Genomic DNA, 24,933 nt, shown 5'->3' with positions numbered 1-24,933 from the left:
TTCATCCCCCTCCAGGTATCTCTCTTTTTTCCTCGGGAATTCCATGTTTGACGCCCTCTACATCGGTGCCACTGGCATGCAGGCACAGCAGCTCAACGTCGACACGATCGCGAACAACCTCGCCAACGTGAATACCACCGGATTCAAGAAGGGCCGGATCGGATTTTCCGACCTGGTGGCCAAGGATCCGACCCGCCTGGCGTCCATCCAGGCCAATGCCGAAGCGGGCTTGCTGGCCCCCGGCCTGCGGGCAGGCGCTGGCGTCAGTGTTGCGAGCCTGTCCAAGATCTTCGATGCGGGCGATCTCAAGAAGACGGATTCGGCGCTGGATGTCACGGTGCAGGGTGATGGCTTCATGGAAGTGCTGATGCCCGACGGATCGTCCGCCTATACGCGTGGCGGCACCCTGAAGGTGAACAAGGACGGTCACCTCGCGACGCAGGCGGGATACGCACTCAAGCCCGGCATCAGCATGCCCGATGGCGCACAGGACCTCACCGTGTCCCCCGACGGGCGGGTGCAGGTGCGCATTGCGGATCAGAGCTCGCTGACGGAAATCGGCAAGCTCGATCTCGTGCGCTTCACCAGCCCGCAGGGCTTGACGGCGCAGGGGGACAACCTCTACCGCAGCAGTGTGGCGTCGGGTGAAGCGATTTCTGCCCGCCCTGGCGAAGACGGAATCGGCACGTTTGCGCAGGGCTACCTCGAGGGTTCCAACGTCAAGATGGTCGAGGAGATGGTCAATCTGATGGTTGCCCAGCGCACCTACGAGGCAAACGTCAAAGTTGTTCAAGCGGCCGACGACATCATGGGCATGGTCAACGGACTGCGTCGATGAAACTGCTCGGCAAGTTCATCGAGCCCGGTCTGGCAACGATGCTCCTGGGTCTAGCGCCGTTCGTGCTGCACGCGCAAGGGACGGCTGCAACGCTGCGGGTGGAGATGCGGCCCTCCGCAAGCGTGTCGCAATCACAGGTTGCCCTGGGCGAGATCGCGTACCTGAGCAGCACGGATCTGCATCTGCTGCGTCGCGCCGTGGTGCTGCCCATCGGAATGGCACCACGCGCAGGCGACAGCACCGTCCTGGACAAAGAGCGTCTCGCTGCCTGGATCACCACCCGGCTCGGCGTTTCGCCGGAGAGGATTCAGTGGGAGGGCACAGGCACTACTGTGGTGCAAAGTGCAGCGCGCGAAATGGCCGGCGAGGCCCTGGTCGCAGTGGCAGAGCCAGCCCTGCGGAACTACCTGTCTGCCGTGGCACGCGCTAAGGGGTTGGAGGAAGCTCGGGTAGAGCTGACCCCGGTCTCCTTACCCACTAGCGTCTTTGTTCCCGAAGGAGAGTCTGAGTTCCGGGTACGACCGCTGTCTGCTGTGGCACCGGGCAAGCGCATGCTCGTGTGGATCGATATCTTCGCCGGCCAGCGCCATGTGAAAGCTGTTCCCGTGCGGTTCGAAGTGAGTGTCTACACGCAGGCACCCATCGCGGCACGTTGGATGCGCTCGGGTGAAGCCATCGGCACTCAGGACACGGTCCGGGAACAGACCGATGTTGCGCATCTTCTTGGTCGCCATGGTTCCGAACTTTTCCCGCCTTTGACCGCGGCCCAGCCGGTGCTGGCACAGCCGCAGACCCGCACGGCGGTGAAGGCTGGAGAAGTGCTCACGCCCGAGCGGGTCCGTACTGCATCTGCCGTATCGCGTGGCGACCGCGTGACCATGATCGCGCAAAGCGGCTTGGTGTCACTGGAGAGCAAGGTCGAAGTCCTGCAAGCCGGCGAGATCGGCCAGGTGGTGCGCGTTCGCGCCAGCAATGGAACTGCCCCTGTCATGGCCAAAGTGGTCGCGCCCGGGCAATTGGAGCTGCAGCAATGAACACGCGCAAACTTTCCATCGCAGTGCGTGGATTGGCCTCGCTCTTGGCCGCGTTCGCGCTGATGCACGTGCCAGCAAGCGCCGAGAGCCTCTACCAGGAGCAGAACTTCCGCTCGCTGACAGGCGACAACAAGGCATTCCGCGTGGGCGACATGCTCACCGTGCAAGTGTTCGAGAACTCAAGCGCCTCGACCAGTGCGGACACCGGAACGCGCCGCAAGAACGGGATTTCGACCGAGCTGTCGCATCGTTCTGGGACTGCTTCCCAGATGGGATTGTCGGTGGGCGGTGATTTCGATGGCGGTGGGCGCACGCAGCGCACGAACCGGGTCCTGGCTACGTTGACCGTTTCCGTGCGAGAGGTCCTTCCCAATGGCGACCTAAGGGTGGCAGGCGAGCAAGTGCTCACCGTCAACCAGGAGCCACAGAAGGTCACTCTGGAGGGACGCGTAAGGCCTCTGGACATCTCCGATGGAAACATCGTGCTGTCCACACGTTTGGCCGACGCAAAGATCAGCTACGTGGGTGACGGCGATATCGCCGAGCGCAACCGCAGGCCATGGTGGCGCAACCTGCTCGATTCGATGGGGCTTTGAACAGCATGCGCAGTCGTATTTCAACAGGCCGCCTGGGTGCTCTGTTCGGTGGCTTCGTCATCGGCATGACGCTGCTGCTGGGCAATGCCAATGCACAACCCGTGCGCGTCAAGGATCTGGGCAAGCTGCAGGGCTGGCGCGAAAACGCCTTGGTCGGCACGGGCATCGTGACCGGCCTGGCTGGCACGGGTGACTCCCCGTCCAACCGCAGCGCGCGGCAGGCGCTGTCCAACGCCATGTCGCAGTTCAATCTGAACATCGCACCGGACCAGATCCAGAGCCGCAACGTCGCCGTGGTGATGGTCAGTGCTGCCCTGTCCCCATTCTCTCGCGAGGGTGACACGCTCGATATCACCGTGACATCCGTGGGAGACGCGCGCAGCCTGGTCGGCGGCAGCCTGATGCTCACACCCCTGAAGGCCGTCAATGGCCGCATCTATGCGCTGGCCCAGGGACCGCTTTCTGTGGGCGGATACCGCTACGACGCCAACGGCAACGTGGTTCAGAAAAATCATCCCACCGTTGGCTCGGTGCCGAGCGGCGCCACCGTGGAAGTGGGCGTGAAGTCTCAGGTGCTCTTGGAGAACTCACGCATGACCTTCGTGCTGAGCGAGCCAGACTACACCACCGCGAACCGTGTGGCCGACGCCATCAACGTGCGACTGGGAGCCGGACTGGCCCAGGCTCGTGATGCTTCCGGTATCGAGGTGTACGTGCCGGAAGACCAACGTCGCCAGGTGGTCTCGTTCGTGGCCAGGCTGGAGTCCGTCATGGTGGAACCCGACCGCCGTGCCAAGGTAGTGCTCAACGAACGCACAGGCACCGTGGTTTCCGGAGGCGATGTGCGCATCTCTAAGGTGGCCGTGTCCCACGGCGACATCAAGGTGTCGATCCGCAACGAAGTGGCCGCATCCCAGCCCGTGTTCATTGGCAATGCGGGCGATGGTGTGCGCACGGCCCTGGTCACTAACACGCGGGTGGATGTGGACGAGCAGAACGCCGGCGCCGGTTTTGTCACTGGCGGAACCACTGTGTCCGACCTGGTCCAGTCGCTTGCGCGGATGAAGACACCCACGCGCGACATCATTTCCATCCTGCGGGCCATAAAGACCGCCGGTGCGTTGCACGCAGAGCTCATCGTCCAGTAACCGTTCCTCCAAAAGACTACGCATATGACCGAAGGAATCGAAGCCATCACGCAGACCAGCCTGTCGCTGGCGCTTGATGCAGCCAGTCTGCGCCACCAGGTGATCTCCAACAACATCGCCAATTCCAGCGCGGAAGGCTTCATCCCGATGCAGGTGAAGTTCTCGACGCAGATGGAGGAAGCCCGTCGGCAGCTGAGCGAAGGCCGACTTCTGGACCGCAGCCATCTGGCGGCGATGGCGGAATCCTCGAACGCACTTGAGCCCGCGCCCATCGGGCTGGGTCTCACCCAACAGGTGCGGCTCGATTCGGAGGTGGCACAGATGGCACAGAACGCCGTTCACTACCAGGCGTTGCTCAAGGGCTTGTCACGCCACATGGGGATCATGTCGTTGGCCGTGGCCGACGGCAAACGCTGAATCGCTGAGGAAACACACACATGGAATACGAACGTACCTTTGCGATCAGCGCCAGCGCCATGACGCTGGAACGCACCCGCGTCGAAATGGCCGCCTTGAATCTGGCAAACGCCAATACGGTCGCGGGTCCCGACGGCAACGTCTACCAGCCACGCCGTGTGGTCGCCACCACCGCCTTCAGTGAAGCTGTGTCCCAAGGGCTTGCAGCACCCACCATGTCGCTGGAAGTCACCCAGCAGGCTCCCCGCATGGTGTACGAACCGGGCCACCCGATGGCAAATGCCAGCGGATTTGTTGCCTACGCCTTCGTGGACACAGCCACCGAGATGGTCACCTTGATGGGTGCCATGCGCTCCTACGAAGCGAACGTTGCTGCGATGAACACGTCACGAAACCTGGCCCTGAAAGCGCTTGAAATCGGGGGCAACCAATGAGCGCCGAAGCACTCGCTGCGCTGCCATCGATCACGGCGGCCGTTCAAGGCGCGACGCCTCAGGGATTCTCGACACCTACAACAGCCGCAGCAGCGTCTGCTCCAGGCTTTGGCGACATGGTCTCGCAAGGACTCAACCACGTGAACCAGCAGCTCATGGTCAGCCAGGCAGATCTGCAGCAGTTGTCTGTCGGCAATGTCCAGAACCTGCACCAAATCATGATCCGACTGGAAGAGAGCAGGCTGTCTTTCCAACTGATGATGCAGGTACGCAGCCGATTGCTTGAGGCGTACCAGGACGTCATGAAGATGCAGCTGTAGCCCGACCTCGCTCTCTTTCCTCACATACCGTAATCGAGATTAGAAAATGACTGAATTCTGGGAGGGCTTGGGCCGCTCCGCGCGCGCAGGCCTGATCGCGGGAGTCGTCTGCATCCTGCTGGCGACTTCGCTGTTCGCCTGGTGGATCCTGCGCAGCGACTACCAGGTGCTGTTCTCCGACCTGAAGCCACAGGACGCGACGGCGATGACAGCAGAGCTGGAAAAGCTCAAGGTCCCTTACCGGGTGGACGAGGCCACAGGCTCCATCCTCGTGGACAAGGCGCAGGTACACACCACGCGGATCAAGCTCATGGGCAAGGAAATGCCGCTGCAGGGCGCTGTAGGCTTTGAGCTGTTCAACAACACGGACTTCGGCATGACCGAGTTCGCGCAGAAGATCAACTACCAGCGCGCGCTGCAGGGCGAACTGACGCGCACTATCTCCTCCCTCTCGGAAATCCGCGATGTTCGTGTGCACCTCGCGCTTCCCGAGCAAGGCCTCTTCAAGCAGGCCAACGTGCGACCCAAAGCTGCGATCACGGTCAGTCTCAAGGAAGGCCAAGCCCTCAAGCCTGCCCAGGTCAGCGGGATCCAGCGCTTGGTGGCGGCTGCGACACCTGGCATGACAGCCCAGGATGTGACCGTGGTGGACAAGCAGGGTGTGGCATTGAGCCGATCGCCGGACGAGCCCGCGGACGCGGCGACCGCCGGCACCGGCGGTGTCCGGCTGGAACTCAAGAAGGATACGGAGCAGCAGCTCGCCAAGAAGGCCACCGCCGTGCTGGAACAGGCTTTTGGCAAGGGCCAGGCTCTGGCGACCGTTGACGTGACTCTCAACATGGACCACGTAAGGGTCACCACCGAAGACGTGATCCCCGCCCCCTCCCGTGGCTCCGACAGTCGCGGCGTGATCGTCAAGGAACGCGAATCCGTTCGGGATACGGCCGGCGCATCGTCCACCGAAGCGGCTCGTCCTCTCAACGGTTCCGGCTCCAGCACGCAGCGCGATGTCGACTACCAGGTGGGACGCCGCGTGGAACAGGTGACCAGCCAGGCCGGTTCCATCCGCAAGATCCAGGTGGTCGCGGTGGTGCGGCAGTCTCTGGACGCGTCGCAGGAAGACAAGGTGCGGCGGATGCTGGCGGCTGCAGTGGGAGCGAGTGCAGATCGGGGCGATCTGGTCGTAGTGCAGTCCCTCAACGCATTGGTTCCGGCCGCAGCGGCGAGCAATGCTGGTGCGGCTGTTGGCTCTGAAGCTCCGGCTGAATTCGTAGAGACTCCTCAGCCCTCCAGGGCAGTAAGCAGTGCACCCGAGTTTCCCTGGAACTACGCAAAGATCCTGGGCGTGCTGATGCTGATCGCCGTTGCCTTGGCAATGGTCATCCACGCAGCCCGCCGCCGCCCGAATCAGCCCGTCTCGCTGAGCGAGGCCGAACGGCAGGCAGCCCTCAGAAAAGTACAGGCGTGGATGCAGGCCGAGGACCGGGGGCCTGCGGCGCTCGGTACCGCGGGTGTTAAGCGGTAAGCATGATGTTTTCTGAACTCGCCTCCATTCGCGTCGACGGCGCCAAGCAGGCTGCTCTGCTGTTGCATTCGCTCGCCCCCTCCGATCGGGCCTGGGTGCTGTCCAAGCTGGATGCCGAGCAACTCACCGAGCTGCAGCCTCTGATCGCGGAACTTGACGAGATGGGGCTGCCGAGCCGCCTGACGCCTATGGATCGTGAGGCACTCGAACAGAGCCTGGACCTGGCGGGCGGAACGCTGGCCGCAGACTTGCTCGCTCGCGCAGCAAGTCCTGCAAACATCGACAGGACAGCGTTGAGCGACGCCGATTTCCTCAAAGGACTCACCCCGCAGGAACAGTCCGCGCTGGCGCGAGCCTGGTCGGTGGAGCAGCCTGAACTGGTCGCCTACGCATTGAAGCTCCAGCCATGGCCCTGGCAAAGCACGCTGCTGGAACAACTTCCTGTGGCACAGCGCGGCAGGGTGCAAAACTCGCTCGATCTGTTGTCCCCGGTGACGGCGGAATCGAGGCTTGCCGTCGCACTGATGGGCCAGATGCGGGCACTCTGTGCAGGCGCTAAGGGCGAAGCGGGTGTAACCGCATCCGCTCCCGCTGCCAGCACATCTGGCAAAGCCGCCAGCACTTCAGCACAGCCTCTGGACTTCCTCCTGCAGGGATGGAAGCGATGGACCGCAGGCCTGCAGCGCGAGGCTCCATGAACACAACCCCGTTGATCCTGCGCGATGTCGCGATGAACGCTGAAGCTCGGACCCTGCGCCGACCGAGGTCGGACACGGGCCCGGCGCCATCCGTGCCACCGTTGGCGGGTGTGGAGCCCTCGCTGACGCCCTACGGTCGACCCGAGCTGGCGGGGGATTCGCAGCACTACGTTGCCGGGGAGCTGACCACGCAACAACAGCCTCAGCCTGTGGAAGCGGCAGCGTTCGAGCGGGGCCGCCAGGCAGGTCGTGAAGAAGGTGTCCAGGAGGGCATTGCCCAGATGCAGCAGCAACTGGAGCAACGGGCCCAAGTTTTGGCGCAGTCGCTTGCCGAGGAGCAGATTGAGCAGGCACAAACCCATTTTCAGCGGGAGGCCAATAAGCAGATCGAACAGCTGCACGCTCAGTTGGTGCCGCAGTACGAACTTCTGATGTCCTTGCTGCGCAAGATGCCCCTGGAACTGGAGCGCCGGGTCGCAGAGGCGGAGGACGACGTCGTCGCGCTGGCTTTCGAAGTCATTTGCAGAGTGATGGGTGACAAAGCGGCCACCGCGGATGGCTTGGAGGGTTTGGTCAAGGCCGCGGCCAAGAACTGGCACGGGCGCTCGGCACTGGAGATCCATCTCCACCCCCACGATCTGGAGATGCTGCAAGCGCAGTTCAACGTGGCGGATCAGTTGGCTGCACAGCGCCTCGGCCTTGACGGGTTGGAAGTGCGTTGGGTGGCCGACTCGAAGGTGTCCTTGGGAGGGTGCCTGCTCCAGTCTTCCGAAGGCGCCCTGGATGCGCGCCTTGAGCTCCAGATGGATCTGCTGCGCGGCAGCCTGCTGCGGACCCGGGAAGAGCGCAAACGGATCGAAGGGCTCGTTGCGCAGGAAGGGCCCGCATGACACCCAACCTCCACGCCCACCCAGGAGTGCTGCGCGACTACCGCGCTGCGCTGGGCCAGCTTGAGCTGACCCGCAGGATCGGCTGGGTGCGCCAGCTTCAGGGGATGGCGATCGAATCCCAGGGACCTGACGCCACAGTTGGTGAGCTGTGCCGCATTGAGCCTCGCACTCGTGCATCCTCTTCCGTCGCAGGCAGCGGATCGGACGGTGTCTTGGCCGAAGTCGTAGGTCTGCGTGGCGGCTCGATCACCCTGATGCCCTACGGATCCATGCAGGGCGTAGCGGTGGGATCTCCAGTCGTGGCGCTGGGGCGTCAATCATCTATTGGCGTAGGGCCACAGTTGCTGGGGCGTGTGATTGACGGCTTCGGCAAGGCCATGGACAACCTTCCTGACCCCGACATCGCAGTCCAGCGCCCTTTGCATGCGGCGCCGCTCAATCCTATGCAACGGCCCCGCATCCACAACGTGCTCCAGACGGGGGTGCGCAGCCTCGATGGGCTGCTGACGCTCGGTCTGGGGCAACGTGTCGGTATCTTCGCCGGTAGTGGCGTCGGTAAAAGCACCTTGCTGGGAATGATTGCCCGGCATGTGGTGGCGGATGTCAACGTCATCGCGCTGATCGGAGAACGGGGACGGGAAGTTCGCGAATTCATCGACAAGCAGCTGGGCGCCGAAGGCCTGCGCCGCTCCATCGTGGTGGTGGCAACGTCCGACCAGCCAGCCCTTGCACGCATCCGTGCCGCGCACGCTGCAGTCACCATTGCCGAGTACTTCAGGGATGCGGGCAAGCAGGTCTTGCTGACCATGGACTCGATCACGCGACTGGCCATGGCACGGCGCGAGGTGGGCTTGGCCGCAGGCGAGCCGCCAACGGCTCGCGGGTATACGCCTTCTGTCTTCGCGGAACTGCCTCAACTGTGCGAGCGCTGCGGCACCGCGCCATCCGGCGGCTCGATCACCGCACTGTTGACCGTGCTGGTTGAGGGCGACGACATGAACGAGCCCATTGCAGACAGCCTGCGCTCGATCCTGGACGGCCACATCGTGCTGTCGCGCTACCTGGCTCACGAAGGACAATACCCAGCGATCGACGTGCTGCGCAGCGCCAGCCGCCTGCTGCCAGACCTGACAAGCCGAGAAGAGCAGGAGCTGATCTCCGACGCGGTCAAATGCCTGGCGCTGCTCGACCGAAACCGGCAGCTGGTAGACATCGGCGCCTATGAAAAAGGTGCCAATCCGGAGCTCGACCGCGCGCTATTGCTGGCCCCTGACCTTCAGCAGTGGCTGCGCCAGTATGACGGCGGCGTACCCCGCTCGGTCACGATGGACGCCCTCAAGACGGTGCTTTGGTCCGGGCGGACCGCGTCCTCGCCACACGCGCAGGCGCAACCTGTACCCGCCAGAGGTGCTGCATGAGCAAGGAGCAGACCCAGAGCTCGCGGGTCGACACCCGAGGCTTCACCTATGCCCTGGCGCCCTATATGCGCAAACAGGAATGGCAGCTGGAGCTGTTGGAGATCCGCCTGGCCCAGGCACAGAAGGTACTCGACGTAGCCCGCCAAGAGCGGGAACGCCTGGACGCCCTGTTTTCTGATCAGCTTTCGCACCTGCAGGAGCAGTCTCAAGTACGCCCCAATCCTCAGATGCACAGCCGCGGTATTGGTTACCTTGCGGATCTGCGCACGCGCATGAGCGCGCAGGATGAGGAAATCGCCAAGCTGCGCGCCCGGCGCGACGAGTTGCAGGCTCAGTTGGTCGCCCAGCAGCGCACCATCGATGGCTTGGTCGAGCACCGGGACGATGCACTCAAGGAGTTCGTTGAAGAAGAGACACGCCGCCAGGCCGCCGAGGCGGACAGGGACTGGATCGGTCGCGCGCTGTTTCGATCCCCCAAGGCTGCCGATTGGGAGGGCGGTCTGGCATGAGTACAGTTGACACGACGCAACCCGGCGCCACTGCGGCAGCCAACCCCGGTCTTCAGCAACGGGCAGCCGCAAGCTCTGAGCAGCGCGGGCCTGGTGCTGGCGCCAGCAAACAGGCGTGGCTGCGAGAGATGGAGAGAGCGCAGACTTCTGGGTGGTTTCAGCCATTCAATGAGACAGCTTCTTCGGCGGGAGCCGGTAAACCGAACGAAGGGGCTGCGCCACGGCCACTGACGTCATCGCGCTCCCCAGTGGCTTTTACACGGCTGACCCAACGCGAAGACCGCACTGATAGCCTAGGCTTGGAACAGCAGCATCTGCAACAAGCCTCCTTTGCCTCGCAAGAAGAGAGTGCCGGACTCGCTGAGGCGGCTCAGTCTGTTGCCGCGGATACCGCGAACGTAGATGCGAGTGGGAGTACTGCAGCAGCACGCAGCATGGGTGGCACGCTAGAAGATGCCCAATTCGAAACCTCCGTTGAAGTTCAAGACGCGGCCGCCCTTGAGAGCAGCTCGCAGCCTGTATTCCTCTCCGTGGGTGTATTCGGACCACGGGCAGCATTGGCTGGAAGCGACGCATCGAGCACTGTTGACCCGGCCAGGCCGCTGGTGCGGGCGCCTCTGGCGACTTTCGTACCTGTGGTTTCTCAAAAGGCCTCATCCCTGTCTGCTGCGATCGAGGCATTGGCCCAACGACAGGCAACGGACGTTTCGCAGCAGCGAGAGGACGATATCGATGGACCGTTGAACAGCTCGAACGTCCTCAAAGCGGTGTTGGCTGGCCAGTCGTCCACCCGCCTGCACACGGCATGGACCGACGAAGGTTTGAATCTATGGCTGGGCATGGATGGCTCGGCGCAGCAGGTAAGCGCTCAAGCCGCCTTGATCGCCAACACCCTTCAGCACGCGCTCAAGAGCCACGGCCAGCGATTGAACCGAGTGGTCTGCAATGGAAGCGTCGTGTTCGACGCTAGCACGACCCCGATTTCCAGTCTTCGCGACTTTTCTTCCGAGCTTGAGCGCCATGCCTCGGGCTTGCCGTCAGCCGCATCCCATTCTTTTCTGTTCCAGAAGGAGACTTCATGAGCATCGATAGCATCGCATCCACGAGCACGAACCTGCGGGCCAACAGCTTGAACCAAGAGGACTTCCTCAAAATCCTTCTGACCCAGCTGACCTACCAGGATCCCATGAAGCCGGTGGACAACCAGCAATTCATGGCGCAGATGGCCCAGTTCACGAGTCTTGAGCAGACCCAGCAGCTGAACGACAAGATCTCGGTGCTTATCAGTAACCAGGCCGCGCTGCAGTCCGTCGGGCTGATCGGCCGAACGGTGGACATCACTGCAAACGGCTCAACAGTCACAGGTTCAGTCACTGCACTGTCCCTCTCGGGTGAGTCTCCGCTCATCACCGTGAAAACAGCCGCCGGCGCCACGCTGGCAAACATCAGCTTGAGCCAGGTCACCGCAGTGCGCTGATCCAGTCAACCCAAGGATCCCCAATGATCGATTCCATCTACGTCGGCATGACCGGCCTGTCCAGTTTCTCCAAGGGCCTGCGGGTGATCGCCAACAACACGGCGAACATGAACACACCGGGCTACAAAAGTACGTCTCTGCAGTTTTCCGACGCCTTCTATGCCAATGGTGGCTCCACAAACAAACAGTTTGGCCAGATGGGCTACGGCGTAACGACCGCAGGCACGACGATGTCGTTCAAGGCCGGCGAACTGCGCCAGACCGGCAAGGGCCTCGATCTGGCCATCGACGGCCAGGGCCTGTTCACCCTCAAGGGAGAGGATGGGAAGATCACCTATACGCGCGCCGGGCAGTTCCAGTTCAACAGCGACGGCGTGCTGGTGGATCAAGCCACCGGTGCCAAGGTGATGGGTGTCGGTCCGGATGGGGCCAACACCGAGATCGTGGTGGCCAATTCCAAGACCAACGCGGGCAAGCCCACCACCACCGTCAAATTCACGGGCAACCTTTCATCCGCTGGTACGGACCAGACGGTCAACGGCGTGCGCGTTATTGATGCTGCTGGCGGCGAGCATCTGCTGACCGCAAAGTTCACCAACACCAATGCCACCACGCCCGGCAGCTGGAAAGTGGAGTTGCTTGAGGGGACGACACTCATCGCGACCCAGCAACTGATCTTCGCGACGGGCCGTCCGACAGCAGGTACGTCCAAGCTCTCTTTTTCGTACACGCCTGCGGGCCAGGCCGTCATGCCGGTCACCCTGGACTTCAGCACCGACGTGACGTCGTTCGCCTCCGGCACCTTGTCCACGCTCGCATTCGCTTCACAGGACGGTAGCGCCCCGGCAGAGATGAGCGGAACCTCGTTTGATTCGAGCGGCACCTTGGTAATGACCTATGCCAACGGACAGACCGTCAAGGGCGCAAAATTGGCGCTCGCGCGCTTTGATACGTCAGAGGCCGTCGGTGCCATCGGAGACAACCAGTTCGAGGCGCTGGACGGCAGCGCATGGCATACCGGTGTCTCCGGTGGAGCATTCGGCTCTGTGCGCTCGGGCTACGTGGAACTGTCCAACGTCGACCTGTCCCAGGAATTCAGCGATCTCGTGATCGTTCAGCGCGGCTACCAGGCAAGCTCTCAGGTCATCTCGACGGCCAACGAGATGCTGCAAGAGCTTTTCTCCATGAAGAGCCGATAAATCGTGAACACGTCGCCCAAACCTGCGGCCGGCACGCCAAGTGCCAACGCCGGATCCGCGTTGTTGTCCCTGGAGGATTCACGCCGTCTGGCCAGGACTTTGCGTTCGCGCAGCCATGCCGAGCGGGAACTGGTGCGCGAGACGCTGCAGAAGGTCTATACCGATTGGCACGGTCAATGGGCACTCCCTTCGGCCGCAGCTGGCGCACGCCCAGACATTCACCTGGTCGATGTCGTGTCCACGACCACGCTCAGCGATGAGCGCGCACAGGAGCTGACAAAGGTGGTGCTGTTCGGGGAGCGTGCAACACGACCGGACCTGTCAGCACGCCCGACCGATGGCTGGGCCATGAGCGAGGCTCTCGGTGACGAGGCATGGGCTGCCTGGCTGGCAGCCCTTGCTCCATTCCTGGAAGGCTCAGGGCGTACAACAGTTTCTCCTGGGCGCGTAGACCCCTGGTCTGGGGCCCTGCACATCGCATTTCCGTGGGCAGGCAGTGAATGGATCTTGCAGTTGGGCGCTCTTCAGGTGGACCGACTCCTCGGACGCCGCCGCGCGCCGCCCGTTCCCAATCCACAGGCCGTCTCCAAACTTGCCGGCCTTACACCGCTGTCCAGCGCCATGGGCCGTCACGCTCTGGCGGTCCGCGTGGAGCTGGGATCGCTGACCCTGAACCTCGGCCAGCTGCGCTCGCTTTCGGTCGGCGACATCGTGACCCTGGACCACGCGCTGGATAGGCCGGCTGCGATGTACCTCGTTCCGCTGGAAGACGACGGTTCGTCTGGGCGCTCGAGCGCCAACCCGCTGTGCGCAAGCTGGCTTGGCCAGACCTCGGGCCAGATGGCCGTCGAGCTCCTTCCTCTCTCCTGACCACGACTTCTTTCGATCATGTCCCGACCTATTTCCTCTACAGGCTCCATTGAGCCAGGCCTGTATTCCCACTTGTCGACCCACGCAGGCACTGCCTCGACCACCGAAAGCGTGCCCCAGGCCCAGCGCATCGAGCTGAGCGAGCTTTCAACGCCGGCGCACGACATGTCCCGTTCGGCGGCAAAGACAGCTCCCTTGGTTCCCAGCCTTCACCCACTGCACCAAGTCAAGACCACCTTGCAGGTGTGCGTAGGCTCCGCAACGCTGACCGTCGGGGAGCTGCTGGGCGCGCAGGAGCAGCAGGTGCTGCAGCTTGACCGCGACATCCACCAGCCCGTGGACCTGCTGCTGGAAGGACATGTCGTCGCGCGAGGCCAACTCGTGGCCGTCGGCGATCGCTTTGCGGTTCGTATCACCGAGCTGCCCTTGCCAATGGACATCGCGGGTGCAGTCCAGCCATGACCTTGCCCGACAGCATTCCGCTGCGGCGTGAGCCACCGGGGACGCCCATGACGGCAGGCACCGAGCTCGCGTGGCTCGGGCTTTTTATCCCCCTTGCCCTGGTTGCGATTCTCGTACTGCGTCGGATGCAGAAGCTACGCGATCCAAGCGCCCGAAGCGATGCTTCGAATGCCCCGAAGACCCTGCTTGGCTGGTTCAAACCGAATCTCGAAGGCGGCGGACTCCAACTGCGCGAGAGCCGCAGGCTCACCCAGACCCATAGCGTTCATGAGGTGCAATGGCGTGGACGCACTCTCCTGATCGGATGCAGCAGTCAGTCCATCCAGCTGCTCGGTGAGGTGCCGCAGTCTCCTTCGCAAGCCGAAGCCTCTGCCAGCTCTTCAGAGGGTGCATCGTCATGAAGGGCGCTTGGATCGGTGTGACGGACCTCATGCCATTTGGTCGTTCTACGCGCACCTGGATCGCTGGCGCATTCGTCGCTCTACTATTGTGCGGTGTAGCCCACGCGCAATCTGCGGCGTCTTCCCCAAGCGCTGAGACCTCGCAAGCGCTGCGCATTGTCCTAGGCCTGACGGTACTGGCGGTACTTCCTGCACTTTTGGTGTGCGTCACCGCATTCCTGCGCATCATCATCGTGTTGTCGATGCTGCGGCATGCGATTGGCATGACCGAGACTCCACCGAACACCGTGTTGATCGGCCTGGCGCTGTTTCTGACGGTCTTCACGATGGCGCCGGTCTTCGAGAAAGTGAATCAGGAGGCATTCCAACCGTTCATGTCCGGCAAGATCGGCATGGAGGCCGGCTACGCAAAGGGGATCTCCCCCCTGCGAGAGTTCATGGTGCGCCAAACCCGCGAGCAGGATCTTGCACTCATGGTGGAGCTGTCCAAGGCGCCGGCGCCCAAGTCGATGGAAGACATCAGCAATGTGCAGTTGATTCCCGCCTTTATGCTATCCGAGCTGCGCGCCGCGTTTCAGATCGGCTTCGTGGTCTTCTTGCCGTTCCTGCTGATCGATCTCATCGTATCCAGCGTGCTGATGACGCTGGGCATGATGATGATGCCGCCCACCAGTATTGCCTTGCCGATCAAGATCCTGATGTTCATTCTCATCGATGGCTGGAGCTTGCTGCTTAAGGCACTGGTGGGAAGTTTCCACTGACGGGGTTTCGATCCGAGTCATGGCATCTGCAGCCGCGCACAGTACCAACTTGCTCGACGCTTCGATAGTCGAGGTCGAGTTGTGGATGCGCTGGCGCGATATGAAGGATGCCAGCGCGCGGGAGGCGCTGATTCACCTCCACATGCCGCTTGCTCGGACGCTCGCTGCCGTCAATTTCAAAGGTCGGTACAGCGATGACGTTGAGTTCGCCGACTACATGCAGCTTGCATGTGTGGGGCTCATGGAAGCCGTTGATCGGTTTGATCCAGAGCAGGATGTGCCTTTTAAGGCCTACGCATCGCATCGCGTTCGCGGAGCCATCCTGAGCGGGCTGGAAAAGGAAACCGAAAAGAACCAGCAGATCGCTGCTCGCAAGAGGATCCGCAAAGATCGTCTGGAGTCGCTCAAGGAAGAAGCCAAGGCATCGCTAGACCCCGTTACAGATACGGATATCAGACCTCGTACTGCCAGAGCTCAGCAAGCTCTCCTTGGCTACCTTGCGGAAGTCGGCATCGGCATCGCCTTGGGGGTGCTCCTGGAAGACTCTGCGATGATGGCAGATGCCGATGATGTGGATGTATCAGAGTCCGCTTCTCCGGAAGTCAGCTACTTTCGGAAAAGTGAAACGCTCAGACTTCGTGAGCTGCTACGTGCCTCGTTGGAAAGACTGCCCCCCCAAGAGCGCAGGGTGATTCAATACCACTACCAGCAGGAACTGGCGTTTGAGGAAGTAGGTCGGCTGCTTGGCGTGTCTCGAAGCCGAATCTCCCAGTTGCATCGACAAGGCTTGTCCAAGCTGCGCATATCGCTTGGCCAAGGCCCTCCCGTCGATGTGTCCTGGTAGCGCAGAAACTGTCAGGACCGGTACTTTTTAGCCCGAGATTCCGAACTCCTTTGTTCTTTCCAATCATCTAGACCGTAGCTATGACCAATACTGAAATCCCGTTGTCTCCGCTGATTCAGCAGGCGATGGTCGCCAGCCAAAATGGGGACAGCGCTCGCGCTTTGCAACTGCTCGGCCAAGCCTCGCAGGACGAACCGGGCACGAGCTTGCCCCATTTCCTGATGGGGTCCGAGTATGCATCTCTTGGACAGATTGAGCAGGCAGAGCTTTCATTCTCCAATGCGGTGATTTTGACCCCCAGCATGCCGATTGCCCGCTATCAACTGGGATTGCTTCAATACAGCACCGGCCGGCCAGCGAATGCACTTGTGACCTGGCAACCTTTACTGGGCTTGGGCGAGCAAAGTCCGCTTATGCACTGGGTCCAGGGGTTTGCTGCTCTTACTCAAAATCAGCTGGAGGCTGCACGGATCCACTTCGTATCCGGTATTGAGCGGAACACAGATAATCCGCCGATGTCAGCTGATATCCGAAGAGTCCTTGCAGAAATCGACGCTGCGCAAGTGGCAGCACATGCACCGCTGGGTCAAGACGCGGTGCAAGGGGCGGAGGAGCTTGAAGCCTCTTCTCACTTCTTGTTATCCAACTATGGACGGCAAGGTCCCGCACATTAGGCCATCCACATGCTTCAGAGCTTTCACCACTTCCTGTTGCGATGACAAGCATCGATGCAGCTTCGGCGCTGAGAGCGCTGCTGAAATCCCAGACAGATCTGGGTGGCCGCGCAGGTGCGACTGCAACTGGCTCAGGGGCGACGGCACAAAAAGGGGCGGAGCGTGGTGTCTCGCCAAAAGGTATTGGAGTTGGCACACAGCAACTGGATTTGAAGCTAGCCCAAAGGATCCGGGGCATTTCCGAGGACGATCCTCAGCGACGTCGCAAGGTTTTTAGGTTGTTTCTCGAGTCCGTTTTGCTGAAAGAGCTTGGTCTTTCCCTGCAGGAAGATCCAGAATTTGCGCGTCTTGTAGATCGGGTCTTACTGCAGATGGAAGGGGATGCGGAGTTGCGACACAGCAGCTTCGTGGCCGCGGAAGTTCTGATCGCGCAGTGCAATAAAGAAATGTAAGCCGATACGGGCTCTCGCCTATCTGTGTTGAATTCCACAATCGACAACATGTTTAGCAGCCTCTACAATATATAGTGAAGCGCTGCCAGGCCCACCCAGAAATGGGCGCCCCAGTGTACAGAGTGTGAAGGCCTCCGCAAGGAGGCTTTCCGCTTTCTGCGGTTCGCCAATTGACTGCACGCCACCGGCGTTTCGGCACTAAGAAGCCTACGATCGTGATCAACATGGGGAAAGTTCCCACCATCCCTCGGGAGCGCTGGGAGAGCCTTGGCAAGGCGGCGCGAAACCCTGCCCTGAAGCTGCGCAGCGTGGCTACTTTATCCGATGACTGAGCAGCGCGATGGAGCGGCTATTAAATTGATACGCAGCCCCGAGAGCGCTTCTTGAACAGTCAAAGAGCTCGTAGTCGCCGCGCCAAATCATCGGCAGCTTGGGCACTCAAACCAGTCTTGCCATCGACCAGAAACAGTGAGCGATTGAAGGGCTTGTACAGCCAGGACCTGTCATCCACAGCAAGCCACGGATCGGCAACTCGTCCATTGGCACGAAGCCATGCATTGCATTCAGCCTCTCGCTCGAAGGCCACCAGCGTGTCTGGAATATCGTCGAGTGCAGAGAAATTCGGGGTCACGCCAATGATCCGCGACGACACATCCGTGGAGAACCTCCGCTTAAGCTCCTCGAGCCGATGATGAAAACGCCAAGTACTCGTTATGACGATCTCAACATCGGGAGCGCGCCGCATAGCCTCTTCGAAGTATGGCAGGCAACACAAGTGCTTGGACTCGTGACAGAACTCCGGGTGCAGCACCCCATCGAAGTCAAGGAACAGGGTTCGCATACTGCTAGATTACGGCGCGCTGGTTCGCACGCCGACGACGTTGAGCGTTGAAAGTCTGCCACTAAAGCGCGTCTAAAGGTCGATGCGAATCCCCATCGCCGCATGGACACTCGTGGTTCGTCACGGCGGTCGTTCCCTCTACCCAGGGTGGGTTGCCGAAAATATCCCAGTCCGGCACGGCGTGATTGGCAAACGCGCGCTCATAGGCGCCTCGCTCTCTTCCAAAGCGCTCAATCTCTTCAGCGGCGATCGGATGCAAGGCTCCGTTTCCAATGGGATAGATGATGGAATTCAAGGTAGTGCGAAGCAACTGCCGAAGTTCCGACAGCCGCTCCTCAAGTATTGGCGCAGCGGCCTCGATTAGTTTGTCCACCGTCCACAACATAGCAACTGCAGCCCACCGCAGTGCGCTCAGATTCCCGGCCAGTTCTGCGCGGCGCATAGCGCAGGCCAGCGCTCCCAGCGTCCAGGGGTTGATCTTTTCAGTTAATTCATAGAGGCAGTTTCTGGGCACCACACTCAACCGCATCTCTGCGGGCATGTTCAAGTTGTCCGACTCGACAAGAGCTGTTTGCATCTGGTCCGGGAGCAGTAGAACGCTGTCCCATAGCTCTGCGGCAGTGCACAGCCTCGACTGAAGCACAAACCAGAAAGGCGTTACATACCATGCCCGCGTTTCTGGAAAAACGGCCGCGGCCCAGTCCACCCACGGACCGCTGCTCCCGGGGCGATTGCTTGCGCTGGGATTGCGTGAGCCTTTTGCGTACATCTTGAGCTGGGGGTACTCATAAACATCGAGATTGAGTTGGTAGGCAATGTCACGGCCTATCTCTTCTATCTTTACTGAGTCATCCGCGGCCATGGACGAGCCTTCTCTTTTTTTGGAGCTATGCGCAGCCATGAGCGAGCTTGCCCAAACACGGGTTCTGTGGCGGTCCCAATCGTCTCGAAGTTTTCTTGTCAAGAGCGTCTTTCTTTTAAACGCGTCGTTGCGATTTTCGCGGAATGCCGGAAGATGGCGAAGAAGCACAAATCGAAGCATCTCACCGTGAACTCCCAATCTACGCCTACCAACCAATCCCTTTCGCGGAACTCGTTCGTGCAAGAAGGCACAACGGTCGCGACGTGGGCGCGAGAGCGCGGCTTTAGTGTGAGACTCGTCTACCAGGTTCTCACTGGCCAGCGCAAGTGCTTGAGAGGCGAGAGCTTCCGGATAGCGAAAGCTCTCCAACTAAAGTAACACCCGCCCCCAAACCACAAGTTGTCGAAGCAAGCCGTATGCACAAACCGGACCTTGGAGCTCTGCCCTTGCGCATGAATGTAAAGCCGCGGCCTACCGTCGATCAAGCTTCAGTTTGTGGAGTTTTGTGCACACGTTGGCTCAACCCACAACGTAGACGGCACGAGTTGAGTAGGCTGGGCTGGAGCCAGTTGGGTCCAGACTGAAAAGGTCTGCCCGCACGGGAAATCATCAATCAGACGAAGGAGTACAACCCCAGAAAACGAAAACCGACCACCCTTTCGAATGATCGGCGTCGCCGGCAGCAGAAGTAAGCCGCCTAAGGATTGAGTCCCCTTAGCGTGAATTTACTCCTGTGGCCACGACGACGTCAAGCCGCGCCCGCAAATCTCTGGTTGCGGGTGTGGCTGAGCTCAGCCTACAGGAGTATCTATGCCAAGAAAAGCCAGCACAACGCCCAGCACCGAGCCGGGTGCAAGCCCACCCGCGCGAAAGGTCGTGACGCGCTCACCCGCGCACACAGTTCGCGCGATCAACCTACCCCACCTGCAGAAAACCGCTATCGAGGCCGATAGTTCGCTCGAGCGTGACTTCGTCTATGTCTGCCTCGGGTTCCCCTATGTGCGCTCCATCGTGCACCAGCCATTCACGCTCGAACTCGCCGCTGGCCGGTACACACCAGACTTTCTGGTTGGATTCGCGGACGGTTCCAAGGCCGTGGTGGAGGTGAAGCCTGCTTCGAAGATCAAGCGATACAAAGAAAAATTCGCTCAGGCAGAAAGCAAGTTGGCATCGCAGTCCATGCCCTTCGTGGTGGCCCACGACCTCCTATTGAAAATAGGTGATCTGCATGAGCGTGCCAAGCTGATCCGCAGGTACGCCAAGGGTGTCTATCCGCCCTCCGAGAAAGCGCTTGTGATGTCTGCCTTGCAGCAGGTTCCGAATTGCCTGACTTTCAAAGACCTTATCGAACGAGGAATTCGGAAGGTCACTGTCCTTCACATGGTGGCTCACCAGCAGCTGCAAATTGGCGCTGATCTGGACATCGGCGACGCCGCCATCGTCAGTCTTCCCAATCAACATAGCCAGGAGGGTAGCCATGCGATTCGCTTTGCAAGCTGGCTTGGCGCTTAGGAAAGGCCAGCGAACTCTGGAGGTCGTGCGGGAACTCGAAGGTAATAGTTACCTGCTTGAGGATGTCATCACTCGCCGAACCATTGAATACTCAAGGCAGCGCTTGATCGAAGACATCCAAGCCAAAAGGCTTGAGATCATTACAGGAGAAGAGTCGCGTACTGATAGCAAGAACTCGGTGCGGCCTCCGGCCGTAGTGGATCTCTCGACGCTCACAAAAAAGGAGCATGCAGACCTTACATTCCGCCTCCTATACATCAAGGCCTTGCAGAAAAAGAAGGTTAGCCGTGGCCAACGAGCGAAGGTGGCATCTGTTATTGCCGAAACTGCGGCAAAAAACGGCCATACGCGTCCACCATCTGCATCTGCCGTCATGTTGTGGGCCCGCAAGTATCAAACTGCCAGCATGAATGTGCTCGCGCTCGTTGATCGGCACAGGCGACGCCGTTCTCCTCGCAGGCTCAACGAGACGGTGGAAAAAACAATTTGGAAAGTACTCAAGCGCTCTTACTTCACCACCGCCCGCCACACTCTTCAGTTCGCACATGAGGATCTCAAGCGCGAACTCAAAATGCTTCGCAAAAGCGGAGAGGTCCCGGCTGAGGAAGCTGACGTGCCTTACTCGACGCTGCAGCGTCGGGTCAAAACGGTAGACCTCTATCAGCGCGTAGCGAGCCGGGAAGGTGTCGCTCGTGCTCGACATGTGTGCCGAACGGCATTTCCTGAGGGGTTCGCCTCCTATGCGATGCAATCTGTTCAGATTGACCACACACCGCTCAATTGGGTGGTGATCTGTGACCGCACTGGTCTCCCACTCGGACGACCACTTCTTACCATAGCGATCTGCGCATACAGCGGCTACATACTGGGCTTCTACCTCAGCTTCTACGGCCCAGGGATGACCTCCGTTTCGGGTGTCTTGAGGAATGCGATCCAGGTCAAGGACGATTTTGTCTCAAATGCAGGTTTGAAGAATGCATGGCTTGCAGGAGGATTGCCTGACGAGCTGGTGGTCGACAACGGCTTGGAGTTTCACTCGTTCAGTTTCAAGACCATGGCCATGACATTGGGCGTGGATCTCACCTACTGCCGAGTCCGCACGCCTTGGTTGAAGCCACAAGTTGAACGCTTCTTTTCGACGCTCAACACCCTGACGCTCTTGAAGGGAAGGGTCACCAAAACTGTTGCGAATGTCTTGCGCATTGATCCATACAAGGACGCGGCTATCACATTCAAAGACCTGGTGAAAGGACTGCTGATGTTTGTTGTGGATGTGCATGCGCAGCAGCCCAACTGGCACAAGATGGCCACTCCCCGCGAGCTGTTTGAAGAGAGCCTGGCTCAGGTTCCTCCCGTGCAGTATCCGTCGAATCTGGATGAACTCAGGCTGGCCACCGGCATGAGCAAACATCTGACGCTAGGCAAAGGCGGAATTGGAATGCTGGGGTTGCCCTTCGGCAGCGTGGATTTCCGAGACATCATCAACAAGCATGGCTCTGGACTCAAGCTGTTGTGCAAATGGGATCCGGATGACATCTCCAAGCTCTATGTTTTGAATCCCGACGGCTTTACTTGGCACACCGCCGAGTGTCGCTGGAGGCACTACGCATCGGGCCTGAGTTTTAACCAACATCGTCTGATCCGAGAATTTCAACGCAAGGTGTTGACGAGCCCAGAGCGTGAGGAAAGCCTGCTCGAATCCAAACTGGCGCTTCACAACCATTGGATGGACGCGACGACTAACCGCGGGCGCGCGGATTCATTGCAAGCGGGTCGGTACCAGAACATGACTTCCGCAAAAGTTCTTGCGGGCGACGCTCTCGAGCCTTCCATCCCCGCTCCTTCCCTGCTGGAACTTCCACTGGAGGCGCTGCCTGCGGACGCCCCCATCCCCACTTTTGATTCCTTTTCCTACGCAAACCCATGAATGCCAAGTCTTCCTCCAATTTCTCGGATTCCATGGCTCTGGATGCTCTGGATCCAGCCGAGTCCGAGATGCATGCACGTCGTCTGACGATGTACTCAGTGAATGCATTGCGCGTGGCTGCAGGGATTGAAAAGATCTACGTCAACCACACAGCCTTCGCCGCGGGTCTACGCTCGCTAGACCGGCTATTTCAACTTGGGACGGAGCTGTCAACGCCCAATGGAATTCGGCTCATCGGCCCGCCGGGGAGTGGGAAAACCGTGTTGTTTCAGTTCTTCCGTGATTCACTGCCGCGGTCCTCCCTGTTCGCGAACAGCATGGGTGCTATCGGACTTCGTGTTCCTAAGCGACCCTCATCCGGCCTGTTTGTTCGTGAGCTGCTGCGGCAGCTGCGGTATCCGTTTGCTGGTGGCTCCTACAGGCAGCTCTACGAGCGCAGGCATTTGGTTTTCGAGGCACTTCGTTCCAATGGCACGCGCCTGGTTTGGTTGGATGAAGCGCATCACTTGCTGAACAAACATAGCACCAAGGTCCTGGAGCTCGAGGAGCACGAGTCGATTGAGTTCTTTCGCGAGCTGATGGATGAGTGCCGAGTCAGTTTGGTGCTCGCGGGGTCAAGCGAATTGGACAACCTGAAATCGGTTGCGCCTCATTTCTGCTCTCGGGTTGCAGGCCGCGAGACGCTGGATCCGTTTGCCGCGGATGTCAACTGGTTGGGATTCTTGCGAGCCTTCGCCGGCCAGTCGGTGGTTTTCAATGTAGGGCTGATTGCTGACAATGCCTTTGGCACCTTGCTGCACATGGCCACCAACGGAAATTTGCGCACCTTCAAACAGTTAATCGTCGAAGCGGTACTGGTTGCGCACGACAAGGCGGATCTTGCGCTCAAACGTGAATCGTTCCAGCAGGCGTTCGGGCTTGTGTTTGGTCAAGGTAGTCTGCGGAGCAATCCTTTTGCCTAGTCATAGTGACCGGCTACCCATAGCGGTGACCCCGTACCCGACCGAGTCTGGTATTGGGTTCATGTTGCGGGTGGCGTCCGCCAACGCTATGAGCCTGGCGAAGCTGCGGCAGTTGGTGGGCATGGGAGAGAACGAAACCTTCAATGCCCACCACGAAGTCGCGCTCATGGGGCTGGTGGGACTGACGGCGGAACTTCGGTCCAATCTCTTGCCTCATGGTGCGCGACATGGTGTCGGCAATGTCGCGTGCTATGGACATCATTTCAGAATCAGGGCCATGCTGCGGACTCGACGTCCGCAGGTGTGCTTGGCATGCGTGAGAGATGCCGCGTACTGTGAGGCCCATTGGGACCTTTCATTGTCGGTTCTCTGTCTGCGCCATCGATTCCTGCTGCAGGACAAGTGTCCATCCTGTGGCACGTCACTTCGGTGGGCCCGACCTTCGGTCGAATGGAGCCATTGCAAGCATTACCTTGGGCGCGATGCTGGCGTGCAGGAGATCCCTGCACAGATCACCATTGCGCAGCAGATTACCCATGATCTGTTTTACGAAAAAGAGCCGGACTTCAGTCTTCTGGGGATGGCTTGCCCTGGAATCTCACTCGATGCCTGGTTTAGCCTGCTATGGGCCCTGGGAGCGATGGACGCTGCATTCGTGTCGCCGCGGCGTGGCACCTTGATCGCGGCGCCAAGTGCTGCCGATGCGCGCGGGATGGTACTCCGTGCCGTGACCCGAATTCAACGTTGCCAGGAATACGGGAAAGGCCTGGATGACCTTCGGAACGAGGTCGTAGAGGCGCCTTTGCTGGGGACCATTCTCAATCCTGTCGGACGGAGCGATCGGGCGCTGGCAATGGGATGGTACGCAGCGATATTTGGCGAGCGCGAAGCCGAGGCCCTCTCGCTACGACATCGGGAAATTTCTCAGATGAGTCTCTTTTGAACAACCCATGAAGCTACTGGATGTCCCTGATCATCAGGAAATGGAGAGTCCCTCGTCGTGGTTGATGCGGGTGGCGTTTCGCCAAGTGGTCGCACCAAGAGAGCTGGCTCGATACCTGGGAGTGGGGATCGGCGTGGACTGCGAAATGGCGTTCGCCAAAGTGTCGTTTCAGTCGCTTGCAAATGCCCACACCAGTGCTGTAGGAACTTTCAGGCATGTGGATCTGCTAATGGAGCGACTGAAGAAAGTAGATCCTTATGGCGAGCGGTTTCTTTTGAGGCACAACTCAGTCGCTTACCACCGGTTCTGCGCTGCTTGCCTTGCGACGGACAGGATCAAGTACTTTCGCCTTGAGTGGCGCTTCAAGTGTTGGCGATGGTGCCCAGAACATTCGTGTCTGCTCTTGGAGTGTTGTCCGCACTGCGGCAAGCGAGCCAGTCTGCCGCTAGATATGTGCGATGCGGGCCCAGATGGTCTGGGGGTAGCAACCCTAGATCGGTGCATGCATTGCGCAGAGCTTCTCACCACGAACTGGCAGGTGTCGGTGGACACTTTGGCCCAAGAGTTGACTACGCCGTGGGAGCAGGCGCTGCTCAACAACGGTCGCGCGGCGCTGGCCGCGCTGGTCCTTGGAAAAGTGCAGGTCCAGGGGGAAGCAAAGCCCCATGGATTGAGGCGCTTAAAGACGATCGAACGGCAAGGGTTCTTGCCGCACGCCTCACAGTTTCGGCTTACACACGACGAGATGATGCGTCGTCACGAGCAGAGCTTGCTGACGATGCTTGAGTCCGCAAGTAGCCATCCGCTGCAAACCACAGCACACTCTCAGAATTGAGTTTGCTCTTCACTGGGGAGTTTCCATGGCAACCAAAAATTCAAAGCTCGAATCCGATTCCTCGGTCCGTAGCCAATTGAAGCG

At 60.1% G+C, this 24,933-nt stretch carries 30 protein-coding genes; 28 read left to right on the top strand and 2 right to left on the bottom strand.

Translation table 11 applies throughout. The features are described from left to right. Positions 1-43: 43 nt before the first annotated feature. The 22 genes from flgG to AC07PF_RS07945 all read left to right on the top strand — a co-directional run bounded on the left by flgG (position 44) and on the right by AC07PF_RS07945 (position 16,967). Positions 44-838 carry a flagellar basal-body rod protein FlgG gene (gene flgG / locus AC07PF_RS08050; RefSeq protein WP_494611464.1) on the top strand — a complete coding sequence of 265 codons (795 nt, stop codon included), beginning with the start codon at positions 44-46 and terminating at the stop codon, positions 836-838. After that, positions 835-1,872 (top strand): flagellar basal body P-ring formation chaperone FlgA, encoded by a 1,038-nt coding sequence (gene flgA, locus AC07PF_RS08045; protein ID WP_494611463.1) that lies wholly within the window; start codon positions 835-837, stop codon positions 1,870-1,872. Before flgG ends, flgA begins: the two co-directional genes overlap by 4 nt. Then, positions 1,869-2,468 (top strand): flagellar basal body L-ring protein FlgH, encoded by a 600-nt coding sequence (locus tag AC07PF_RS08040; RefSeq protein ID WP_494611462.1) that lies wholly within the window; start codon positions 1,869-1,871, stop codon positions 2,466-2,468. Before flgA ends, AC07PF_RS08040 begins: the two co-directional genes overlap by 4 nt. Beyond that, positions 2,432-3,616 (top strand): flagellar basal body P-ring protein FlgI, encoded by a 1,185-nt coding sequence (locus AC07PF_RS08035; protein ID WP_494611461.1) that lies wholly within the window; start codon positions 2,432-2,434, stop codon positions 3,614-3,616. Before AC07PF_RS08040 ends, AC07PF_RS08035 begins: the two co-directional genes overlap by 37 nt. A 24-nt stretch (positions 3,617-3,640) precedes the next feature. Beyond that, positions 3,641-4,033, top strand: a complete 393-nt coding sequence (locus AC07PF_RS08030; protein ID WP_494611460.1) for a flagellar basal body protein — start codon at positions 3,641-3,643, stop codon at positions 4,031-4,033. Between the two features lie 20 nt (positions 4,034-4,053). Further along, a complete protein-coding gene (gene flgC, locus AC07PF_RS08025; protein ID WP_494611459.1) occupies positions 4,054-4,467 on the top strand; it encodes a flagellar basal body rod protein FlgC in 414 nt (137 codons plus the stop codon). Then, on the top strand, positions 4,464-4,787 hold the full coding sequence (fliE, locus tag AC07PF_RS08020; protein WP_494611458.1) for a flagellar hook-basal body complex protein FliE: 324 nt from the start codon (positions 4,464-4,466) through the stop codon (positions 4,785-4,787). The genes flgC and fliE overlap by 4 nt, the downstream gene beginning before the upstream one ends. A gap of 46 nt (positions 4,788-4,833) precedes the next feature. After that, positions 4,834-6,312, top strand: coding sequence for a flagellar basal-body MS-ring/collar protein FliF (gene fliF / locus AC07PF_RS08015; protein ID WP_494611457.1), 1,479 nt, complete (start codon positions 4,834-4,836; stop codon positions 6,310-6,312). A 2-nt stretch (positions 6,313-6,314) separates the two neighbouring features. Beyond that, complete coding sequence (locus AC07PF_RS08010) at positions 6,315-7,010, top strand: hypothetical protein (RefSeq protein ID WP_494611456.1); 696 nt, start codon at positions 6,315-6,317, stop codon at positions 7,008-7,010. Beyond that, positions 7,007-7,900 carry a FliH/SctL family protein gene (locus AC07PF_RS08005; RefSeq protein ID WP_494611455.1) on the top strand — a complete coding sequence of 298 codons (894 nt, stop codon included), beginning with the start codon at positions 7,007-7,009 and terminating at the stop codon, positions 7,898-7,900. Before AC07PF_RS08010 ends, AC07PF_RS08005 begins: the two co-directional genes overlap by 4 nt. Further along, positions 7,897-9,318 carry a FliI/YscN family ATPase gene (locus AC07PF_RS08000; RefSeq protein ID WP_494611454.1) on the top strand — a complete coding sequence of 474 codons (1,422 nt, stop codon included), beginning with the start codon at positions 7,897-7,899 and terminating at the stop codon, positions 9,316-9,318. Before AC07PF_RS08005 ends, AC07PF_RS08000 begins: the two co-directional genes overlap by 4 nt. After that, a complete protein-coding gene (locus AC07PF_RS07995; protein WP_494611453.1) occupies positions 9,315-9,827 on the top strand; it encodes a hypothetical protein in 513 nt (170 codons plus the stop codon). The genes AC07PF_RS08000 and AC07PF_RS07995 overlap by 4 nt, the downstream gene beginning before the upstream one ends. Before the next feature lie 299 nt (positions 9,828-10,126). Then, positions 10,127-10,909, top strand: coding sequence for a hypothetical protein (locus AC07PF_RS07990; protein WP_494611452.1), 783 nt, complete (start codon positions 10,127-10,129; stop codon positions 10,907-10,909). After that, complete coding sequence (locus AC07PF_RS07985; protein WP_494611451.1) at positions 10,906-11,304, top strand: flagellar hook assembly protein FlgD; 399 nt, start codon at positions 10,906-10,908, stop codon at positions 11,302-11,304. The genes AC07PF_RS07990 and AC07PF_RS07985 overlap by 4 nt, the downstream gene beginning before the upstream one ends. Before the next feature lie 23 nt (positions 11,305-11,327). Continuing rightward, positions 11,328-12,503, top strand: coding sequence for a flagellar hook protein FlgE (locus AC07PF_RS07980; RefSeq protein ID WP_494611450.1), 1,176 nt, complete (start codon positions 11,328-11,330; stop codon positions 12,501-12,503). 3 nt (positions 12,504-12,506) lie between these two features. Then, entirely contained in the window at positions 12,507-13,373 is an 867-nt protein-coding gene (locus AC07PF_RS07975; RefSeq protein ID WP_494611449.1) for a FliM/FliN family flagellar motor C-terminal domain-containing protein, read from the top strand. 72 nt (positions 13,374-13,445) lie between these two features. Continuing rightward, positions 13,446-13,835, top strand: a complete 390-nt coding sequence (locus AC07PF_RS07970; protein ID WP_494611448.1) for a FliM/FliN family flagellar motor switch protein — start codon at positions 13,446-13,448, stop codon at positions 13,833-13,835. Beyond that, on the top strand, positions 13,832-14,236 hold the full coding sequence (locus AC07PF_RS07965; RefSeq protein ID WP_494611447.1) for a flagellar biosynthetic protein FliO: 405 nt from the start codon (positions 13,832-13,834) through the stop codon (positions 14,234-14,236). Before AC07PF_RS07970 ends, AC07PF_RS07965 begins: the two co-directional genes overlap by 4 nt. After that, positions 14,233-14,997, top strand: coding sequence for a flagellar type III secretion system pore protein FliP (gene fliP / locus AC07PF_RS07960; RefSeq protein ID WP_494611446.1), 765 nt, complete (start codon positions 14,233-14,235; stop codon positions 14,995-14,997). The genes AC07PF_RS07965 and fliP overlap by 4 nt, the downstream gene beginning before the upstream one ends. Positions 14,998-15,016: 19 nt before the next feature. Continuing rightward, positions 15,017-15,841, top strand: a complete 825-nt coding sequence (locus AC07PF_RS07955) for a sigma-70 family RNA polymerase sigma factor (RefSeq protein ID WP_494611445.1) — start codon at positions 15,017-15,019, stop codon at positions 15,839-15,841. An 80-nt stretch (positions 15,842-15,921) separates the two neighbouring features. Next, a complete protein-coding gene (locus tag AC07PF_RS07950; RefSeq protein WP_494611444.1) occupies positions 15,922-16,515 on the top strand; it encodes a tetratricopeptide repeat protein in 594 nt (197 codons plus the stop codon). 41 nt (positions 16,516-16,556) lie between these two features. Beyond that, the gene (locus AC07PF_RS07945; RefSeq protein ID WP_494611443.1) at positions 16,557-16,967 is read left to right on the top strand and encodes a hypothetical protein; all 411 of its coding nucleotides are present in this window, start codon (positions 16,557-16,559) and stop codon (positions 16,965-16,967) included. A 391-nt stretch (positions 16,968-17,358) separates the two neighbouring features. On the opposite strand, the gene AC07PF_RS07940 is transcribed toward AC07PF_RS07945, so the two are convergent. After that, a complete protein-coding gene (locus AC07PF_RS07940; RefSeq protein WP_494611442.1) occupies positions 17,359-17,808 on the bottom strand; it encodes an HAD domain-containing protein in 450 nt (149 codons plus the stop codon). Positions 17,809-17,869: 61 nt separating this feature from the next. Further along, positions 17,870-18,850: a hypothetical protein gene (locus tag AC07PF_RS07935; protein ID WP_494611753.1), complete on the bottom strand. Its 981-nt coding sequence runs from the start codon at positions 18,848-18,850 to the stop codon at positions 17,870-17,872. Between AC07PF_RS07935 and AC07PF_RS07930 the strand changes: the two genes are divergently transcribed. From AC07PF_RS07930 to AC07PF_RS07905, 6 genes are all read left to right on the top strand, one after another. After that, positions 18,824-19,048, top strand: a complete 225-nt coding sequence (locus AC07PF_RS07930) for a helix-turn-helix domain-containing protein (protein ID WP_494611441.1) — start codon at positions 18,824-18,826, stop codon at positions 19,046-19,048. The two genes, AC07PF_RS07935 and AC07PF_RS07930, sit on opposite strands and share 27 nt — an antisense overlap. A 432-nt stretch (positions 19,049-19,480) precedes the next feature. Beyond that, on the top strand, positions 19,481-20,182 hold the full coding sequence (locus AC07PF_RS07925; protein WP_494611440.1) for a Tn7 transposase TnsA N-terminal domain-containing protein: 702 nt from the start codon (positions 19,481-19,483) through the stop codon (positions 20,180-20,182). Further along, the gene (locus AC07PF_RS07920; protein WP_494611439.1) at positions 20,148-22,109 is read left to right on the top strand and encodes a TnsB C-terminal domain-containing protein; all 1,962 of its coding nucleotides are present in this window, start codon (positions 20,148-20,150) and stop codon (positions 22,107-22,109) included. The genes AC07PF_RS07925 and AC07PF_RS07920 overlap by 35 nt, the downstream gene beginning before the upstream one ends. Then, on the top strand, positions 22,106-23,071 hold the full coding sequence (locus AC07PF_RS07915) for a TniB family NTP-binding protein (protein WP_494611438.1): 966 nt from the start codon (positions 22,106-22,108) through the stop codon (positions 23,069-23,071). The genes AC07PF_RS07920 and AC07PF_RS07915 overlap by 4 nt, the downstream gene beginning before the upstream one ends. Then, positions 23,001-24,014, top strand: a complete 1,014-nt coding sequence (locus AC07PF_RS07910; RefSeq protein WP_494611437.1) for a TniQ family protein — start codon at positions 23,001-23,003, stop codon at positions 24,012-24,014. Before AC07PF_RS07915 ends, AC07PF_RS07910 begins: the two co-directional genes overlap by 71 nt. 7 nt (positions 24,015-24,021) lie before the next feature. Further along, positions 24,022-24,849: a TniQ family protein gene (locus AC07PF_RS07905; RefSeq protein ID WP_494611436.1), complete on the top strand. Its 828-nt coding sequence runs from the start codon at positions 24,022-24,024 to the stop codon at positions 24,847-24,849. Positions 24,850-24,933: the final 84 nt, after the last annotated feature.

The organism is Acidovorax sp. GW821-FHT10A04, assembly GCF_059415825.1.
This window is presented reverse-complemented; position numbering and strand designations above follow the sequence as displayed.

Bases quoted from the DNA above. Each gene is read 5' to 3' on its own strand.
- flgG (WP_494611464.1), top strand. From the start codon at position 44: ATGTTTGACGCCCTCTACATCGGTGCCACTGGCATGCAGGCACAGCAG.
- flgA (WP_494611463.1), top strand. From the start codon at position 835: ATGAAACTGCTCGGCAAGTTCATCGAGCCCGGTCTGGCAACGATGCTC.
- AC07PF_RS08040 (WP_494611462.1), top strand. From the start codon at position 1,869: ATGAACACGCGCAAACTTTCCATCGCAGTGCGTGGATTGGCCTCGCTC.
- AC07PF_RS08035 (WP_494611461.1), top strand. From the start codon at position 2,432: ATGGTGGCGCAACCTGCTCGATTCGATGGGGCTTTGAACAGCATGCGC.
- AC07PF_RS08030 (WP_494611460.1), top strand. From the start codon at position 3,641: ATGACCGAAGGAATCGAAGCCATCACGCAGACCAGCCTGTCGCTGGCG.
- flgC (WP_494611459.1), top strand. From the start codon at position 4,054: ATGGAATACGAACGTACCTTTGCGATCAGCGCCAGCGCCATGACGCTG.
- fliE (WP_494611458.1), top strand. From the start codon at position 4,464: ATGAGCGCCGAAGCACTCGCTGCGCTGCCATCGATCACGGCGGCCGTT.
- fliF (WP_494611457.1), top strand. From the start codon at position 4,834: ATGACTGAATTCTGGGAGGGCTTGGGCCGCTCCGCGCGCGCAGGCCTG.
- AC07PF_RS08010 (WP_494611456.1), top strand. From the start codon at position 6,315: ATGATGTTTTCTGAACTCGCCTCCATTCGCGTCGACGGCGCCAAGCAG.
- AC07PF_RS08005 (WP_494611455.1), top strand. From the start codon at position 7,007: ATGAACACAACCCCGTTGATCCTGCGCGATGTCGCGATGAACGCTGAA.
- AC07PF_RS08000 (WP_494611454.1), top strand. From the start codon at position 7,897: ATGACACCCAACCTCCACGCCCACCCAGGAGTGCTGCGCGACTACCGC.
- AC07PF_RS07995 (WP_494611453.1), top strand. From the start codon at position 9,315: ATGAGCAAGGAGCAGACCCAGAGCTCGCGGGTCGACACCCGAGGCTTC.
- AC07PF_RS07985 (WP_494611451.1), top strand. From the start codon at position 10,906: ATGAGCATCGATAGCATCGCATCCACGAGCACGAACCTGCGGGCCAAC.
- AC07PF_RS07980 (WP_494611450.1), top strand. From the start codon at position 11,328: ATGATCGATTCCATCTACGTCGGCATGACCGGCCTGTCCAGTTTCTCC.
- AC07PF_RS07965 (WP_494611447.1), top strand. From the start codon at position 13,832: ATGACCTTGCCCGACAGCATTCCGCTGCGGCGTGAGCCACCGGGGACG.
- fliP (WP_494611446.1), top strand. From the start codon at position 14,233: ATGAAGGGCGCTTGGATCGGTGTGACGGACCTCATGCCATTTGGTCGT.
- AC07PF_RS07955 (WP_494611445.1), top strand. From the start codon at position 15,017: ATGGCATCTGCAGCCGCGCACAGTACCAACTTGCTCGACGCTTCGATA.
- AC07PF_RS07950 (WP_494611444.1), top strand. From the start codon at position 15,922: ATGACCAATACTGAAATCCCGTTGTCTCCGCTGATTCAGCAGGCGATG.
- AC07PF_RS07945 (WP_494611443.1), top strand. From the start codon at position 16,557: ATGACAAGCATCGATGCAGCTTCGGCGCTGAGAGCGCTGCTGAAATCC.
- AC07PF_RS07940 (WP_494611442.1), bottom strand. From the start codon at position 17,808: ATGCGAACCCTGTTCCTTGACTTCGATGGGGTGCTGCACCCGGAGTTC.
- AC07PF_RS07930 (WP_494611441.1), top strand. From the start codon at position 18,824: ATGGCGAAGAAGCACAAATCGAAGCATCTCACCGTGAACTCCCAATCT.
- AC07PF_RS07935 (WP_494611753.1), bottom strand. From the start codon at position 18,850: ATGCTTCGATTTGTGCTTCTTCGCCATCTTCCGGCATTCCGCGAAAAT.
- AC07PF_RS07925 (WP_494611440.1), top strand. From the start codon at position 19,481: ATGCCAAGAAAAGCCAGCACAACGCCCAGCACCGAGCCGGGTGCAAGC.
- AC07PF_RS07920 (WP_494611439.1), top strand. From the start codon at position 20,148: ATGCGATTCGCTTTGCAAGCTGGCTTGGCGCTTAGGAAAGGCCAGCGA.
- AC07PF_RS07915 (WP_494611438.1), top strand. From the start codon at position 22,106: ATGAATGCCAAGTCTTCCTCCAATTTCTCGGATTCCATGGCTCTGGAT.
- AC07PF_RS07905 (WP_494611436.1), top strand. From the start codon at position 24,022: ATGAAGCTACTGGATGTCCCTGATCATCAGGAAATGGAGAGTCCCTCG.